General features: G+C 61.0%; 19 protein-coding genes. 14 read left to right on the plus strand and 5 right to left on the minus strand.

Annotated features, from left to right (window positions below; translation table 11 throughout):
* Nucleotides 1-132 precede the first annotated feature (132 nt).
* The 4 genes from OIM99_RS14550 to OIM99_RS14565 all read left to right on the plus strand — a co-directional run bounded on the left by OIM99_RS14550 (nt 133) and on the right by OIM99_RS14565 (nt 4589).
* The gene (locus tag OIM99_RS14550; RefSeq protein ID WP_409371533.1) at nt 133-1539 is read left to right on the plus strand and encodes a 2-hydroxycarboxylate transporter family protein; all 1407 of its coding nucleotides are present in this window, start codon (nt 133-135) and stop codon (nt 1537-1539) included.
* A gap of 196 nt (nt 1540-1735) precedes the next feature.
* Nucleotides 1736-2524: an alpha/beta fold hydrolase gene (locus tag OIM99_RS14555; protein WP_311851145.1), complete on the plus strand. Its 789-nt coding sequence runs from the start codon at nt 1736-1738 to the stop codon at nt 2522-2524.
* Nucleotides 2521-3684, plus strand: coding sequence for an LLM class flavin-dependent oxidoreductase (locus OIM99_RS14560; protein WP_311851146.1), 1164 nt, complete (start codon nt 2521-2523; stop codon nt 3682-3684). Before OIM99_RS14555 ends, OIM99_RS14560 begins: the two co-directional genes overlap by 4 nt.
* Before the next feature lie 32 nt (nt 3685-3716).
* Nucleotides 3717-4589 (plus strand): alpha/beta hydrolase, encoded by an 873-nt coding sequence (locus OIM99_RS14565; RefSeq protein ID WP_311851147.1) that lies wholly within the window; start codon nt 3717-3719, stop codon nt 4587-4589.
* A gap of 145 nt (nt 4590-4734) precedes the next feature.
* Here the strand turns inward: OIM99_RS14565 and mobA are convergent, their stop codons facing one another.
* The 4 genes from mobA to OIM99_RS14585 form a co-directional block, all read right to left on the minus strand.
* Complete coding sequence (gene mobA, locus OIM99_RS14570; protein WP_311851148.1) at nt 4735-5337, minus strand: molybdenum cofactor guanylyltransferase MobA; 603 nt, start codon at nt 5335-5337, stop codon at nt 4735-4737.
* Nucleotides 5334-6455 (minus strand): Mrp/NBP35 family ATP-binding protein, encoded by a 1122-nt coding sequence (locus OIM99_RS14575; protein ID WP_311851149.1) that lies wholly within the window; start codon nt 6453-6455, stop codon nt 5334-5336. Before OIM99_RS14575 ends, mobA begins: the two co-directional genes overlap by 4 nt.
* Nucleotides 6456-6567: 112 nt before the next feature.
* The gene (locus OIM99_RS14580) at nt 6568-6795 is read right to left on the minus strand and encodes a hypothetical protein (RefSeq protein ID WP_311851150.1); all 228 of its coding nucleotides are present in this window, start codon (nt 6793-6795) and stop codon (nt 6568-6570) included.
* Between the two features lie 89 nt (nt 6796-6884).
* Nucleotides 6885-7136 (minus strand): hypothetical protein, encoded by a 252-nt coding sequence (locus OIM99_RS14585; RefSeq protein ID WP_311851152.1) that lies wholly within the window; start codon nt 7134-7136, stop codon nt 6885-6887.
* A 132-nt stretch (nt 7137-7268) separates the two neighbouring features.
* Between OIM99_RS14585 and OIM99_RS14590 the strand changes: the two genes are divergently transcribed.
* The 5 genes from OIM99_RS14590 (at nt 7269) to OIM99_RS14610 (ending at nt 9692) form a co-directional block, all read left to right on the plus strand.
* Nucleotides 7269-7400: a molybdopterin-guanine dinucleotide biosynthesis protein B gene (locus tag OIM99_RS14590; protein WP_409371518.1), complete on the plus strand. Its 132-nt coding sequence runs from the start codon at nt 7269-7271 to the stop codon at nt 7398-7400.
* A 343-nt stretch (nt 7401-7743) separates the two neighbouring features.
* Entirely contained in the window at nt 7744-8238 is a 495-nt protein-coding gene (gene mobB / locus OIM99_RS14595; RefSeq protein WP_311851153.1) for a molybdopterin-guanine dinucleotide biosynthesis protein B, read from the plus strand.
* Nucleotides 8239-8274: 36 nt separating this feature from the next.
* On the plus strand, nt 8275-8511 hold the full coding sequence (locus OIM99_RS14600) for a sulfurtransferase TusA family protein (RefSeq protein WP_311851154.1): 237 nt from the start codon (nt 8275-8277) through the stop codon (nt 8509-8511).
* Entirely contained in the window at nt 8508-8888 is a 381-nt protein-coding gene (locus tag OIM99_RS14605; protein ID WP_311851155.1) for a DUF971 domain-containing protein, read from the plus strand. The genes OIM99_RS14600 and OIM99_RS14605 overlap by 4 nt, the downstream gene beginning before the upstream one ends.
* Nucleotides 8889-8891: 3 nt before the next feature.
* Nucleotides 8892-9692 (plus strand): phosphatase PAP2 family protein, encoded by an 801-nt coding sequence (locus OIM99_RS14610; RefSeq protein ID WP_311851156.1) that lies wholly within the window; start codon nt 8892-8894, stop codon nt 9690-9692.
* Here OIM99_RS14610 and metC read toward each other — a convergent pair.
* Nucleotides 9667-10854 carry a cystathionine beta-lyase gene (metC, locus tag OIM99_RS14615; RefSeq protein ID WP_311851157.1) on the minus strand — a complete coding sequence of 396 codons (1188 nt, stop codon included), beginning with the start codon at nt 10852-10854 and terminating at the stop codon, nt 9667-9669. The two genes, OIM99_RS14610 and metC, sit on opposite strands and share 26 nt — an antisense overlap.
* A gap of 213 nt (nt 10855-11067) precedes the next feature.
* Here metC and OIM99_RS14620 point away from each other — a divergent pair, with 213 nt between their 5' ends.
* From OIM99_RS14620 to OIM99_RS14640, 5 genes are all read left to right on the plus strand, one after another.
* The gene (locus tag OIM99_RS14620; protein ID WP_311851158.1) at nt 11068-12105 is read left to right on the plus strand and encodes an amino acid ABC transporter substrate-binding protein; all 1038 of its coding nucleotides are present in this window, start codon (nt 11068-11070) and stop codon (nt 12103-12105) included.
* Nucleotides 12106-12126: 21 nt separating this feature from the next.
* Entirely contained in the window at nt 12127-13311 is a 1185-nt protein-coding gene (locus OIM99_RS14625) for an amino acid ABC transporter permease (RefSeq protein ID WP_311851159.1), read from the plus strand.
* A gap of 3 nt (nt 13312-13314) precedes the next feature.
* On the plus strand, nt 13315-14682 hold the full coding sequence (locus tag OIM99_RS14630) for an amino acid ABC transporter permease (protein WP_311851161.1): 1368 nt from the start codon (nt 13315-13317) through the stop codon (nt 14680-14682).
* Nucleotides 14683-14748: 66 nt separating this feature from the next.
* Nucleotides 14749-15468, plus strand: coding sequence for an amino acid ABC transporter ATP-binding protein (locus OIM99_RS14635; RefSeq protein ID WP_409371534.1), 720 nt, complete (start codon nt 14749-14751; stop codon nt 15466-15468).
* Nucleotides 15469-15817: 349 nt separating this feature from the next.
* Nucleotides 15818-15985 carry a Flp family type IVb pilin gene (locus OIM99_RS14640; protein WP_311851163.1) on the plus strand — a complete coding sequence of 56 codons (168 nt, stop codon included), beginning with the start codon at nt 15818-15820 and terminating at the stop codon, nt 15983-15985.
* Nucleotides 15986-16016: the final 31 nt, after the last annotated feature.

The following is a 16016-nucleotide window of genomic DNA, read 5'->3' on the forward strand; positions in this document are numbered from 1 at the left end:
TGATACGACGTTCTGCCTGTCGTCGATTGACAGGCCGCGCGCATTCTGTTGCCAATACGGTTCGGCTATCGCGTTTTCGAGCGAACTTAGCGGCGACGGGAGGTGAACATGTCACCGCATGAGGCAGGTGAAATGACCTCGCCATCATCCGGCCTTTCCGGATCGCGAGCCCCGTCACAAAATCCAGCACAGGACCATAATCGAGAGCAAGACTTGGACCGGCGTTTCTGGCCGCAAGGCTGGTGGCGGCTGATGGACCTGCGCGTCGGGATCGTTCCTGTTCCGATCTATATCGTGCTGATCCTTCTGATCGCGGCTTTGTCCTATAGCGGCGAGATCAAAGCCGACGGTCCGACGATGATCGTCGTGCTGGTGGTCGGCGGTTTTACCTGCGCCGAGATCGGCAAACGCCTGCCGGTTCTGCGCAGCATTGGCGCCGGCGCTATATTCGCCACCTTCATTCCTTCAGCCCTGGCTTATTATCATCTCATTCCGGCGAAGATGGAGAAGTCGATCATCGACTTCACCGCATCGACGAATTTTCTTTATCTCTTCATCGCTTCGATCATCGTCGGCAGCATTTTCGCCATGGATCGGGACGTGCTGATCCGCGGCTTTCTCAAAGTCTTCGTGCCACTGGCGGTCGGTTCGGTTCTGGCCGCGATCGTCGGCACCGTGGTCGGCACGGCGCTTGGCCTTGGTGCCCATCACACGTTTTTCTATGTGGTGGCGCCGATCATGGCGGGCGGCGTTGGTGAAGGCGCCATTCCTTTGTCGATCGGCTATGCGGCGCTCACCGGCGCGGCTCAGGGTGAGGTTTTCGCCCAGGTCTTGCCGCCGGTCATGCTCGGCAGTTTGACCACGATCCTGTTGGCCGGCGCCCTCAATTTCGTGGGCAAGAAATATCCCTCTCTGACCGGCAACGGCCAATTGCAGCCGCATGTCGGCGACGACACGGGCCCCCGGATCGAGGACGCGGACGAGGAAGCGAAACACGATGTCGGCCATGTCGATGTCGGGACCATCGCCGCCGCCGGCCTGACGGCGCTGACGCTCTATCTGCTCGGCGTTCTGTGTTTTCACCTGTTTGGGCTGCCTGCGCCCGTGGCGATGCTTTTCTTTGCCGTTCTGGCGAAACTGACACGCACGGTGTCGCCGGAACTGGAGCGGGGCGGCATGGTCGTCTATGAATTCGTGCGCACCAACATGACCTATCCATTGCTGTTCGCCATCGGCGTGGCGCTGACGCCGTGGGACAAGCTGGTGGCGGCATTCCATCTCACCAATATCATCACCATCGTCGCGACAGTCGTGACCATGGTGGCGAGCGGCTTCGTGGTCGGGCGCTTCATGAACATGTATCCGATCGAAACCGCCGTGGTGAACGCCTGCCACAGTGGGCAGGGCGGCACCGGCGATGTGGCGATCCTGACAGCGGCCAACCGGATGCAGCTCATGCCGTTCGCGCAAATCGCGACCCGCATCGGCGGCGCGGTGACCGTCACAATGGTCCTGATCATTCTTGGCTATTTCAAATAGCCAGCATCGATCGTGATCCGCCCCTGTTGAACCATCCGCCCAAGCATGACTATAAAGGGCAACCGCGCAGAGCAAATTGCGTTTCGATAGAAACGCAATTTTGCTTAAGGTCTTTGTTTTGACGCGTCTTTGTGGCGTTTGACGAAGTCAAACTGCAAAACGCTATAGCGCGTGATAACGAACACGGGGAGGAAACGTGTCGCCAGTGGAGAGCTTCGTCGATCTCGATGACTGCCGCATCAAGATCCTGCGTGCCGGGCAGGGCGCGCCCTTGGTATTTCTACGGGGCGCCGATGCCTCCGATGACTGGCGCCCCTATCTCGATGAGCTGGCGCGCCGTTTCGACGTGATCGTGCCGGAACATCCCGGTTTTGGCGGCCAGCCGAAGCCGAAATGGCTCGATCGCATTGCCGACTATGCCAATTTCTATCTCGATCTCTTCGATCGCTTGGAACTCACCGGCGTGCATCTCGCCGGCCATGGCATGGGCGGCTGGATCGCAGCCGAGCTTGCCACGCGCGATACGCGCCGCATTGCCTCGCTGACGTTGGTCGATGCGCAGGGCTTGTGGCTCGACGGTGTGCCGACCCTCGATACTTTCCTCTGTACGGAAGAGAAGGCGATCACCGATCAGTTCCACGACACCAAACTGGCCGAGGCGGAGATCGCACGCCGGCTGGTGCCGGATAGCGAGGACATCCGTCTGAACAATCAGGTCGTCATCGCGCAGACCACCTGGCAGCCGCGCGGCTACGATCCGCATCTGCGCAAATGGCTGCATCGCATCGACGTACCGACCTTGATCATCTGGGGCGCGGAAGATCGTTTGCTGCCGCAAGCCTACGCGCAGGAATGGGGTCGCCTCATCCCCGGCGCGCAAGTGGAAATCATCGCCGCCTGCGGGCACGTGCCGCCGATCGAGAAGCCTGCCGAATTCGTCAGCCTCATATCCGCTTTCGCCGCCGCCGAGAGGGCCGCCGCATGAAAATCTTCAACTTCCACCTGATGCCCTATGCCCATGCCGATCTGGAAGCGATCAAGCGTCTCGGCACGTCATGGATGACCTACCCGAACAGCTACTACGATCCCAAGAAGGGCGCCGATCTCTATCACGAATATCTCGATCAGCTCGAATTCGCCGATGAGCTCGGCTTTGACGGCGTCGCCGTCAATGAGCATCATCAAACTGCCTATGGCATGATGCCGACACCCGGCGTGTTGGCGGGCGCGCTGGCACGGCGCATCAAGAACGGCAAACTGGCGATCCTCGGTCGCGCGCTGCCGCTGGTGAACAATCCGCTGACCATTGCCGAGGAATTCGCCATTCTCGACAATCTGACGCGCGGCCGTTTCATCGCCGGTTTCGTGCGGGGCATCGGCGTCGAATATCACACCATGGGCATGAACCCGGCGGAGTCGCAGGAGCGCTTCCTCGAAGCGCATGACCTGATCATCCAGGCTTGGACGCGGCCGGGGCCGTTCGCCTTCGAAGGCAAATACTACAAGTTCAAATATGTGAATCCGTGGCCGCGTCCGTACCAGGATCCGCATCCGCCGATCTTCACGCCGTCGTCCGGTTCCTTGTCGACGATCCGTTGGGCGGCGCAGCACAGATATACCTATTGCCAGACCTTGGCGCCCATCGCCTCGGTGGCGCAGACCTTCAAGCTCTATCGCGAAGAGGCCGACAAGTTCGGCTATCAGGCGACGCCCGATCAGTTCGCCTGGTCGAATGCGATCTACGTGGCCGAGAGCGACGAGAAGGCTCTGCGCGACGTGCGCCCGCATCTTGAAGCCTATGCCAATGAATTTCTCACCCGCGATCCGGTGATGATGGCGCCGCCTGGTTATACCAGTGTGGAGTCGATCAAGCGCATGCGCGCGCTGAAGAGTTTCATGCAGGGCCGTTCGACGGCCGAGGACATGATCGCACGCGGTATCGTCATCGTCGGCAGTCCCAACACGGTGCGCGAGAAGCTGGCGCAATATCAAGATATGGCCGGCTTCGGCATCTCCCTCACCAAGACCCAGTTCGGCACCATGCCGCACCAGATGGTGCAGGAAAATCAGATCGCCATCGCCAAGGAAGTTCTACCCTATTTCAAGGATCGTCTGCCGCAGCCAACCAAGGCGGCCGCCGAATAGTCTTCGAGAAAATCTCAAGGAGAGTTCTGTCTATGACTTCAATGCCGGATGATATCCGCAAGGCCATTCCGCCGCTCGGGCAGAATGCCGCGCCGGAGAACGCGTCGACGATCCGCAAGCTCTATGCGCCGCTTCTCGAAGGTTTGATGAAGGGCGTCGAGATGAAGCTCGACATTCCCTATGGCGATCACGAACGCCAGAAGATCGACGTCTATTGGAAGGCCGGCGGCAGCGGCAAGCCGGTGTTCGTCTACATTCCCGGCGGCGGCTTCGTCGGCGGCGACAAGCGTTCCGATCCGGTCTTCTACGGCAATGTCGGTGGCTGCGTGGCGCGCGAAGGCATGGTCGGCGTCGTCGCCAACTATCGCCTGGCGCCGGAAGCCAAATGGCCGTTAGCCGCCAAGGACGTGGAAAGCGCGGTGAAATGGGTGAAGGCGCATGCGGCGGAATTCGGCGGCGATCCGAACAAGATCGTCATCATGGGCCATTCGGCCGGCGCCGCCCACGTGGCGACCTTCCTGTTCGATCCCGATATCAACGGCGGTGACATCGTTGCCGGCGGCATGCTGTCGAGCGGCCCCTATGAAGTGCGCAAGGACGAGAGCCGCGACAACGTGCTGGCTTATTTCGGCAGCGACACGAGCCAATTCGACCGCCGCTCGCCGCTCAACTATGTGGCGAAGAGCAAGGTGCCGGTCGCGGTGTCGATCGCTGAATACGACCCGCTGCATTTGATCACGCCAGGCTATGACATGGCACGCGCGCTCACTTTACGTGACGGCAAGGGGCCGCGTGTTCGCTGCTTCGACGGCCACAACCATTTCTCGACGGTCGCCAGCATGGGCAGCAAGGACGACGACTTCGCCAAGGTCGCCATCGAATTCATCCGGACGTGTACGGGCTAGCCAGGATCAAAATTCCGCCGCCCTTGCTTTGTATCTTCTTCCCGGTTTCATCGCGGCGCGGTCTTTGCCGCGGGGATCGGGGAGAACGAGGGAGGGGGTACGGCGCGATTTTGAGGAACAACCCCATGCAAGGGCAATTTCTCAGCTAACGTAGCCGCAGGATGGCGTCGTTCAGATCGTCCGGCGTGTTGACATTGAAGAACGGGTCGAAGGGCTCTGCCGGCCAGTCGACCCGCTTGTTTTTATAGGTCTCCATCCAGGAGACGAGCCGGCGCGTGCCGCCTGACGTCAGATGTCGCCGCAAATCCTCGCGCAGACCGACGCGCCACAGCGCCACCGTCGGATGCAGGCGATCGCCACTATTGGCGACGATGATGTCCATGCCCTCGCGTGCATCCCAGAACCGCGCGGTGAGATCATCGGGCAGGAAAGGGCAATCAACCGGCGCGGTCAGCACATAGGCCGTCTCCGGATGGCTCGTCGCGCACCAGTCCATCGCCGCGAGAATGCCGGCGAGAGGACCTGGGAAGTCAGCCACCGTATCAGCGATGACGGGCAGATCGAAAGGTTCCAACCACGCCGGATCGTCATTGCTGTTGATCGCCAGCGCCTGGCATTGCGGTGTGAGCCGCGCGATCGCATGGGCGATGAGCGGCTTGCCGGCCAGTTTGGCGAAGGCCTTTTCGCCGCCCATCCGGCGGGCCAGTCCGCCGGCCAGCACCATGGCGCAGACCGGCGGCGGGCTCATTCGATCACGATGCGTGGCGCCGTGCGATTGGCGGCCTTGCCGGTGAGCGCACCGGCGACGGCTTGCGCCACCGCCAGATAGGCTTGCGCATGCGGCCCGTCGGGCGCGGTGGCGACGACCGGGCGGCCTTCGTCGGAGGTCTCGCGAATGTCCATATGCAGCGGGATTTCGCCGAGGAAGGGCACGCCGAGCTTTTCCGCTTCACGCCGCGCGCCGCCATGGCCGAAGATCGGCGAGACATGGCCGCAGTTCGGACAGCAGAAGGTCGCCATGTTCTCGACCACGCCGAGCACCGGCACGTTGACCTTCTCGAACATGGCGACGCCGCGCCGCGCATCGATCAAGGCGAGATCCTGCGGCGTCGAGACGATGACGGCGCCGGCGAGCGGCGTCTGCTGGGCGAGCGTCAGTTGCGCGTCGCCGGTGCCAGGCGGCATGTCGACGACCAGAACGTCGAGTTCGCCCCAGGCGACGTCGCGCAGCATCTGCCCGATCGCCGACATGACCATCGGGCCACGCCAGATCATCGCCTGCGCTTCATCGACCAGGAAGCCGATCGACATCACCTTGATGCCGAATTTCTCGTGCGGGATGATCTTGCGATTGCCGTCGATGGCGGGCTTGCCGGTGAGGCCGAAGAGTTTGGGCTGCGACGGACCATAGATATCCGCATCGAGCATGCCGACCTTGAGCCCGCTCTTGGCGAGGCCCAGCGCCAGATTGCAGGCGGTGGTCGACTTACCGACGCCGCCTTTGCCGGAAGCCACCGCAATGATGTGGCGCACGCCGGGAATGCCGGCGGCGCGCGTCGCGGCCGGCGCGGGCTTTGAGGGCCGCAGCCGCGTTTCCTCGCCGGGCGCCCGGGGCGCAGGCGCCTTTTCGGCGGTCAGGCCGACGAGAACCTGGGTGACGCCGGGCAAGGCAGTGACGGCCCGCTCGGCCGCCATGCGCACGTCCTCGAAGGCGCGAGCTTCCTCGGGCGACACGGAAATGGCGAAAATCACCTTGCCCTCGCGGGCCATGATATTGGTCAGGCGATCGGAAGCCGCGAGCGGCGAACCATCGGGCAGGGCCACTTTGGCGAGGGCGGCGCGGATATCAGCTTCGGTAATGGCCAAGATGGGCTCCAGGGTCGGGCACAACCGTTATCTTGATCCGACCTAAATAGGAACGAACGGCCGATTGCAAATAGAGGCCGTGAGCCCGGCATGGCAGATACGGAATGTAGCGCTACCAATAATAGGCGTGTGGCCGCTTGTTCCTTGGCCAGATGACGGCCTCGGCATCAGCTCCGGCCATGATGGCGCGCTCGATGCCAGCCGTATCGCGCCGAACGGGGCGGCGATGATAAAGAACGTCGTGCCAGGCCGGCCAACTGTTCAGCCAAAATCCTCCACGGCGCTTGTCGTGCTTCGGAAATGTTTTAGCCTTTGGTTTCTTCCTTTTGAAATTGGCCATGATGCTTTTGTCCGGTAGCGGAGAAACTTTGGCATCCGACGGTGGCACGATGATGGCAATCCATCGCAGCAAGACTGTCGCAGCCCGGTTCACACCCATGTCACCGGATGCGCCAAAATAGCGGTTCGTGGGGCTGCAGCAGGAGAAACTCCATGTCTAAAGAAATCCACGATCACCACACCAAAGCTGCCGAACATCACGAACTCGCCGCGAAGCACCATCGCGAAGCGGCGAAGCATCATCACGAAGGCGAGCACGAAAAGGCCGCGCATCATTCGAAGATCGCGCATGGACATGGCCTCCATGCCACCGAACATCACGAGCATGCGTCCAAGAAGCATGCCGAGCATCACGGCTGAGGCCGTGAAAGAGCGGGATCGTTGATCGGTCCCGCGTCCTCCAAACGATAAGTAACCCCATGACTTAAAAGCGATGACTTGCCGACCCGCGCGGCCCCGGATACCTGAAAGGGTGTGAAAGCAATCGCATTTGCCGGGTGGAGCGGGGCAGGCAAGACGACGCTGATCGAGCGGGTCATTCCAGCTTTGCGGGTTCAAGGCCTCACAGTTTCGCTCATGCCTTGCGAATACCGGGACCAAATGTGATGCGACGCGGAGCCTATTTGCTTTATCTCTTTGCTATTCACTCGTTGTTTTCAGTTTTCTACATGTACTTCTTTTCTGACTGGAGTCTGGAAGCCTTAAGAACCCTCTATTTTTCGCAAGTATTTTTCATAGTAAATCCCTTCTGGCTTGCGCTTCCGTTCTTAGTGTTTCTAAAACCGCGTCCCAGCTATCTTGAGTTTATCTACGCGGCTGGCGTAGCGGCCTTTCTGTTTTTCCTCACTCTGGGCATGTACGCTGGCATATCGGCATAGGGTCAGCTTGACCCATCCGGCATGAACACCACGACTTGCCGACCAGCGCGCCCCCGGATACCTGAAAGGGTATGAAAGCAATCGCATTTGCCGGGTGGAGCGGGGCGGGCAAGACGACGCTGATCGAGCGGTTGATTCCGGCCCTGCGCGCGAAGGGACTCACTGTTTCGACGATCAAACACGCCCATCACGACGTCGATCTCGATCAGCCAGGCAAGGATTCCTGGCGCCATCGCCAGGCCGGAGCCGGAGAGGTGCTGGTCGCCACCGGCAAGCGCTGGGCACTCCTGCATGAAAATCAGGGGCCGGAAGTCCCTCTGGCCGAGCTTCTGGCGCGGCTGAGCCCGGTCGATCTGGTTTTGATCGAAGGGTTTAAGGGCTCGCCCTGGCCGAAAATCGAGGTTTATCGGGCCGCCAACGGTAAACCGCCGATCTATCCCAACGACCCCGATGTGGTCGCCATCGCCGCCGACGTGCCTTTGCCGGACGCCGGCCGGCCGGTCGCCGCCCTCGACAATGCGGAAGCCGTGGCTGATTTGGTGCGGCGCTTCGCCAAACCGGTCTGAGTTGACCGGCGCCCATGGCGCTGCCATGTCAGCCCCATGAACCCGCATCTGCTTGATTTGAGCGGCCTGAAATGCCCGATGCCGGCACTGCGCACCCGCAAGGCGTTGCGCCGCCTGACGCCGGGCCATGAAATCGAGGTGACGTGCACCGATCCGATGGCGGTGATCGACGTGCCGAATGCGGTTCGAGAGGCGGGGGACGAATTGCTCGAGACGATCCAACGGGACGCCAGCCTGATTTTTCGTATCCGCAAGGCGGAGGCGCGGTCATGAGCGCAGCAAAAGACATCTGGCCGACCGAAATCCGCCTGTCGCAGGACCGCAAGGCGCTCACCGTGAGCTTTGAGGACGGGGTGTCCTATACGATCAGCGCCGAACTGTTGCGGGTCTGCAGCCCATCGGCGGAGGTGCGCGGCCATAGCGAGGCCGAACGCAAGACGGTCGGCGGCAAGCGCGACGTGATGATCGCCAAGATTGATCCGGTCGGCAATTACGCCATCCGGCTGACCTTTTCCGATCGCCACGACACCGGCTTATTTTCATGGGTTTATCTTGCCGAGCTTGGCGCGGAGGCGCCGGCCAAATTCGCCGCCTATGAGGTCGAACTCGCCGCCAAGGGGCTCGATCGTGACCGTCCGGGTGAAAAATAGCCGATGACCGCGACGCCCCTCGACCTTCCCCCACAAACGAAACCCGGCAGCCTCCTGCCGCCGGCGCGCGCCTTCATCAGCCGGTGGAAGGGGCCGCAGCAGCCGCTGTCTCCGGTGCCGCCGGTCGCTTACGGGCTGGTGGCTGCCTGGATCGTCGCCATGATCGCCGTGGCTTTGCTATTTGACGCCCAAATCGCTAGATATATGGATGGGTTGGAGCCGATAGTTCGTGTGATATTTGAGAAGATCACACGGATCGGCACATCGGGCTATGTTTTCGCCACGACTATCCTGGCCTGCCTCGGCGCGTTGGTGCTTTACGTGCGCCGCCACGGCCTTGCCCGCGCCCGCGCCGGCCTGGTCGCCGGCCGGGCTTTCTACCTGTTCGCGGTCTGCGCGGTGTCGGGCCTGGCGTCGCAGATCATCAAACTGCCGATCGGTCGGCCACGGCCGTTCCTGATCGACACCTATGGTCCCTTCGGCTTCCATCCCTTCATGTTCAACGCGAAGTTTGCGAGCTTCCCGTCCGGCCATACAATCACGGCTTTCGCCATGGCGGCGGCGATCGGCTTCCTGGCGCCGCGACTGCGTGCGCCGCTGTTCATCGTCGCGGTGCTGGTGGCACTCTCCCGCCTGGTGCTTGGATCGCACTATCTGTCGGACACGATGGGCGGAGCGCTGATCGGCCTGGCCTCGGCCGTCATCCTGCGCCGGCTGTTTGCGCGCCGGCGCATCGTTTTCGAGACGGACGGGAACCGGATCGTTCCGCGTCTCCTGCCTAGGAAGCCTTCCGTAGCCGGCTGAAGCCGGCATCAAGATCGGCTTGCAGGTCGGAGACATCCTCGAGGCCGATCTGGAAGCGCAACGCCGGGCCGCCCGGATTCCACGTCGTCGCCGAACGATAGGGCGAACAGTCGAAGGGAATGACCAGGCTTTCGAAGCCGCCCCAGCTAAAACCCATGCCGAACAGTTCGAGCCCATCGAGCATGGCGGCGACGGCGGCATCGGAATGGGGATGCAGGATCACCGAAAACAGGCCGCTTGAACCGAGAAAATCACGCTTCCAGATGTCGTGGCCGCGATGGGTCGGCAGCGCCGGATGCAGCACTTCCTTCACCTCGGGCCGCGCCGCCAGCCAATGCGCCATGGCAAGGCCTTGGCGCTCGGCTTCCTTCAGCCGCAGTTCCATCGTGCGCATGCCGCGCAGCGCCAGAAAGGCATCTTCCGGCCCCGCGCAATTGGCGAAGAGGTCGAAGGTCTCGCGTAGCCGTGGCCAATATTCCGCATTGGAGGAGACGAGGCCGAGCAGCAGATCGGAATGGCCGGCGAGATATTTGGTGCCCGCTTCAATGGCGAGATCGACGCCACGCTCATGCGGCGGGAAGAACAACGGCGTTGCCCAGGTGTTGTCCATGATGACGCAGATGCCGCGCTTCTTCGCCACCTCTGAGATCGCCGGAATGTCCTGCATCTCGAAGCTCTGCGAGCCCGGCGCTTCGGTGAGAATGGCCGTCGTGTTGGGGCGGATCAGATCGGCGATGCCGGCGCCGACATAAGGATCGAAATAAGTGGTCTCGACACCCATGCGGCGCAGATAGCGTTCGCAGAAATTGCGCGTCGGCCGATAAGCGGAATCGGTGACGAGAATGTGGTCGCCGGATTTTGTCACGGCTGAAAAGGCGAGCGCGATGGCACCAAGTCCGCTGGGCGCGAGCACGGTACCGCGCGCGCCGGCCAATTCGCTCCACGCGTTTTCGAGCGCTTCCGTCGTTGGATTGCTCTTGGTGCCGTAGCTGAAGCGTTTTTTCGGATCGACGAGATGTTCGACCGTCGGCGAGAGCACGGTGGAACCGCGGTAGATCGGGGTGTTGACGAAACCGAACTGTTCCTCGGGCTGGCGCCCGGCATAAACGAGTTTGGTACGGGCCTTGAGGCGGGCTTTTGTTTCTTTGCTGATCTTGCTCATGCCAAACGTTCTTCTACCGTGGAAATTGTTATGGTTTTCCACTGCATTTGCCGGTTCACGCCCGGAAAGGTCAAGCGAGCAGGTGACATATCCAGAATAGGCTTGACCCGTCTCGCTAAAACCGGATGAGATATCCGCATGTTGCACTGCGGCCGCATGCGTCGCGGGATCCCGTCTGAGCGAGTGAACCATTTACCGGTGAGGAGCCGTCCCATGTTTGTCCGTGCCATCCTGATTGCGGCCGCCGCCGGTGCTGCGCTTGCCGCCCAGATCGGCGCTGTCCAGGCCCAGGCGCCGGGATCGAAGACGCTCGAACAGGTCAAGGCGCGTGGTTTCCTCTCCTGCGGCACCGGGCCTGGTGTCGTCGGTTTCTCCATGCCCGACGACAAGGGCGTCTGGACTGGGCTCGATGTCGATTTCTGCCGCGGCATTGCCGCCGCGATTTTCAACGACCCCGAGAAAGTGAAATTCGTTCCGCTCACCGCCAAGGACCGGTTCACGGCGTTGCAGTCCGGCGAGGTCGACGTGCTGGCGCGCAACGGCACCTGGACGCTGTCGCGCGAGGCGGAGCTGGGCCTGCTGTGGGTCGGCGTCAACTATTACGACGGCCAGGGCTTTCTGGTGCGCAAGAAGCTGAACGTCAATTCGGCGCTTGAGCTTTCCGGCGCCTCGATCTGCGTGCAGCAGGGCACGACGACCGAGCTCAACCTCGCCGACTTCTTCCGTTCCAACAATATGAAATACGAAGTCGTCGCCTTCGCCACGTCGAACGAAGCGGTGAAAGCCTATGACTCCGGCCGCTGCGACGCCTTCACCACCGACGTCTCCGGTCTCTATGCCGAAAAGCTTAAAATGGCCAATGCGGACGAGCATATGGTGCTGCCGCAGATCATCTCGAAGGAGCCGCTCGGTCCGGCCGTCCGTCAGGGCGATGATCAATGGTTCAACCTGGTGAAATGGACCAATTTCGCCATGCTCAACGCGGAGGAACTGGGCGTCACCAAAGCCAATGTGGACGAGCGCGCCAAATCCAACAATCCGGAGATCAAGCGTTTGCTCGGCACCGAAGGAGATTTCGGCAAGGCACTCGGACTGAGCGGCGATTGGGCGGCGCGCATTATCCGGCATGTCGGCAATTACGGCGAAGTGTTTTCGCGCAATCTGGGCGAAAACTCGCGGCTGAAGATCGAGCGTGGTTACAACCGGCTGTGGAACAAGGGCGGCATTCAATACGCGCCTCCTATCCGCTGACGCGGGCGAGGCGCTTTCCGCATGGCGGAAGGGTATAAGCTCTCGCCGACACGGCCCGCGCCGTGGAACGATCCACGCTGGCGTGGCGCGCTCTGGCAAATTCTAACGCTGGCCCTGATCGTCTGGCTCGCCTGGCATGCGGTTGACAATGCGATCGTCAACATGCGGGCCCGCAATATTCCGACCGATTTTTCGTTCTGGAACCAGCCGGCCGGCTTTGACATCAGCCAGACCCTGGTGTCGTTCTCATCGGCTTCCTCGACCTATGGTCGCGCCTTTCTTGTCGGCTTGTTGAACACGCTCGTCGTCGCGGTGCTCAGCATCGCCGTCGCGACAATCATCGGTTTCATCATCGGCATCGCCAGGCTGTCGGATAATTGGATCGTCGCGCGTCTCGCCGGTGTCTATGTCGAGGTGATCCGCAACACGCCGCTGCTGTTGCAATTGCTATTCTGGTACAATGCGGTCTTGAAGGCGATGCCGGGGCCGCGTGAATCCATCTCCTTTCCCGGTGGCATCTTTCTCAACAACCGTGGCCTCGTACTGCCCGAACCGCAACTTGCTCCCGGATTTGAATGGGTGGCGGGTGGCGTCCTTCTGGCATTGCTTGGCGCTCTCATTTTCAAGGTCTGGGCCAGCCGCAAACAAGGGACAACGGGCGCGCGCTATCACGCCTGGCCGGTGCTCATTGGTTTGCTGATCGTGCTGGCAGGCGGTGCGGTTTTCTGGCAGGGCACGCCCGTTACTTTCACCTTGCCGGAGCTGCGCGGCTTCAATTTCACCGGTGCCCGCATCAATCCCGAATTCGTTGCTCTGGTGCTGGGCCTGTCGCTTTACGCTGCGGCCTTCATCGCCGAAATCGTTCGCGCCGGCGTCAGCGCCGTGCCGCGCGGTCAAACCGAGGCGGGCGAAGCCATCGGCCTCTCGCGCGGTGACGTGCTACGCCTCGTGGTCATCCCGCAAGCGCTGCGCATCATCGTGCCGCCGCTCACCAATCAATATCTTAATCTGATCAAGAATTCGTCGCTCGGTGTCTTCATCGGCTATCCGGATCTTGTGCAGATTTTCATGGGAACAGTGCTGAACCAGACTGGCGCCGCGGTGCAGATCGTCAGCATTACGATGGCCGTCTATCTGGTGATTTCACTGGTGACGTCGCTGGCCATGAATCTCTATGCGCGACGCATCGCGCTGAAGGAGCGATGAGCCATGGCTGGACCCGCCGTCGGCCAATCGCGGCCCTTCGTTCCCGCACCCGATCTGCCGCCGCCTGCCTCCATGCGCGGAACCTGGGGTTGGATGCGGACCAATCTGTTCTCATCGCCGCTCTCGGCGTTTCTGACTATCGGCAGCATTGCCTTCGTCGCCTGGTATCTGCCGGAACTGATCCGCTTTCTGTTCATCGACGCCGTTTGGACGGCACCAGATGGAGCCTTGTGCCGGGAGCCTGGAGCAGGGGCCTGCTGGGCTTACGTCAGCGCCAAATTGTCGTTCTTCACTTACGGCGCCTATCCGCGCGATCAAGTCTGGCGTGTCAATCTGGTTTTGGGATCAGGTGCTTTACTGGCGCTTTGGCTATTGTGGCCAAATCTCAAGGGCAAGGGAACGGCAGCGGTTCTGTTCTTTGTCGTCTATCCCTTGCTGGCGTTCGGCCTGCTCACCGGCCGCACGCCGTTTCCCCTGCCGGTTCCCGATCTTGCCAGCATCGGCACGTTGATCGGCTGGGCGATGGGGTTCGGTCCAACACGGATTCACGGCGATGTCTGGCAGGTGATCGGCACGATGGTCGCCATACCCATCCTTCTTCTGGTGGGTTCGGCTCTTGTTCTGATGCGTCACGCGCGGCTTGGTGTGCCGCTTCTGTTGTTCGCCTGCTGGTGGATCCTCGGCATCGCATGGCCGATGACGAGGCTGACCTTGGTCGGCACCGATCTCTGGGGCGGCATTTTCGTCAGTCTTTTGGTGGCCGCCGTCGGCATTGTCTTCTCGCTGCCATGTGGCGTGCTGCTGGCGCTCGGCAGGCGCTCGCGACTGCCAGTGATCCGCTTCCTGTCGATCCTGCTGATCGAAGTCGTGCGCGGCGTACCTTTGATCACCGTTCTGTTCATGGCCAACACCATGCTGCCGCTGTTCGTGCCCGAAGCCTGGTCGCCGGATCGCTTATTGCGGCCGTTGCTCGGCGTTGCCCTGTTCGCTTCGGTCTATATGGCGGAGGTGGTGCGCGGCGGGCTGGAGGCCGTGCCGCGTGGGCAGTATGAGGCCGCGCAGGCGCTGGGGCTCAATTGGCGCAACATGATGCTGCTCGTCACCTTGCCGCAGGCTTTGACGGCGGTCATTCCCGGCATCGTCAATTCCTTCATCGCTCTGTTCAAGGACACGACTCTCGTCGCCGTCGTTGGCATTTTTGATTTCCTGCGCGCGGTCGACGTGCAGCGCCTTGATCCCGCCTGGGCCGGCCCGACGATCTCCACCACCGGCTATGTTTTCGCCGCCGCCTTCTATTTCATCTTCTGCTTCGCCATGTCGCGCTATTCCCTGATGATGGAACGGCGCCTCGCGGCGGGACGCAAGCGTTAGAGGCTCGAAGCCATGATCTCCAAGACCAACTTTCGACCTCGTCAGGTGACGCACGCGAATGCCGTCATGATGTCGGGCGTGCATAAGTGGTACGACACGTTTCACGTGCTCAAGGACATCAATTTGAACGTCGGGCAGGGCGAGAAGATCGTTGTCTGCGGCCCGTCGGGGTCCGGCAAATCAACTTTGATCCGTTGCATCAATCGGCTCGAAGCGCATCAGCGCGGACAGATCGTTGTCGATGGCGTCGAGCTCACGGATGACATCAAGCGCATCGATGCCGTGCGCCGCGACGTCGGCATGGTGTTTCAGCAATTCAATCTGTTTCCTCATCTGACCGTACTGGAGAACTGCACGCTGTCGCCGATCTGGTCTCTACACCTGCCGAAGGCCGAGGCGGAGGAAATCGCCATGCACTATCTGACGCGGGTACGCATTCCCGAGCAAGCCAACAAATATCCGTTGCAGCTTTCAGGTGGCCAGCAGCAGCGTGTCGCCATCGCTCGTGCGCTCTGCATGTCGCCGAAAATCATGCTGTTCGACGAACCGACCTCGGCGCTCGATCCGGAGATGGTTAAAGAAGTCTTAGATACGATGATCGGTCTTGCAAAGGATGGCATGACGATGATTTGCGTCACCCATGAAATGAATTTCGCGCGGGAGGTCGCCGATCGGATCGTGTTCATGGATCGCGGCGAGATCGTCGAAGCGAACGTGCCGGAACGATTCTTTACCCACCCTGTGCAGGAGCGCACCAAAGCGTTCCTGGCTCAGGTTTTGCGGTAAAATCAGGGGCGAATATGGGTCGCTCCGGGTAAGCATTTCGAATGTCGTTAATGTTTCGTTGCGCCAAACGGGGTGCGCGCAATGCGCTGTTTCGGCTCGACAAGCGCAGCGAATTTCAATTGAGATTGCAGAGGGATGCAATTGGACCTTCGCGGATAGGATGTCGCGGTAAACGATTTGTTGTCCATGTTCGCGGGCGAAAAGCCTGTGTTTATACAGCCTTACAAGCCAGATACCGGCGGTTTGCTGGTATCGCATTAATACCCCTTTTAGAGGTGGCGCTCATATTCGCCTCACGCCCAACGCTGATGGAGCGGCACGGCGAAGTTATTTTCTAAGGAGCTGCCACGTGAAACTCATCTCGAAGTTCGTTCGCAACGAATCCGGTGCGACCGCCATTGAATACGGCCTGATCGCTGGCCTGATTGCCGTCGTGATCATCGGCGCGCTGCAGTTCACCGGTACGAAGATCTCGGCCCAGTTCAACAACATCGCGAACCACCTGAACACCCAGTAATACGTTACGGCTGACGAAGGCCGTCACGACG

Origin of the sequence: Methylocella sp. CPCC 101449, from assembly GCF_031921685.1 — a bacterium.
Classification (GTDB): Bacteria; Pseudomonadota; Alphaproteobacteria; order Rhizobiales; family Beijerinckiaceae; genus Terripilifer.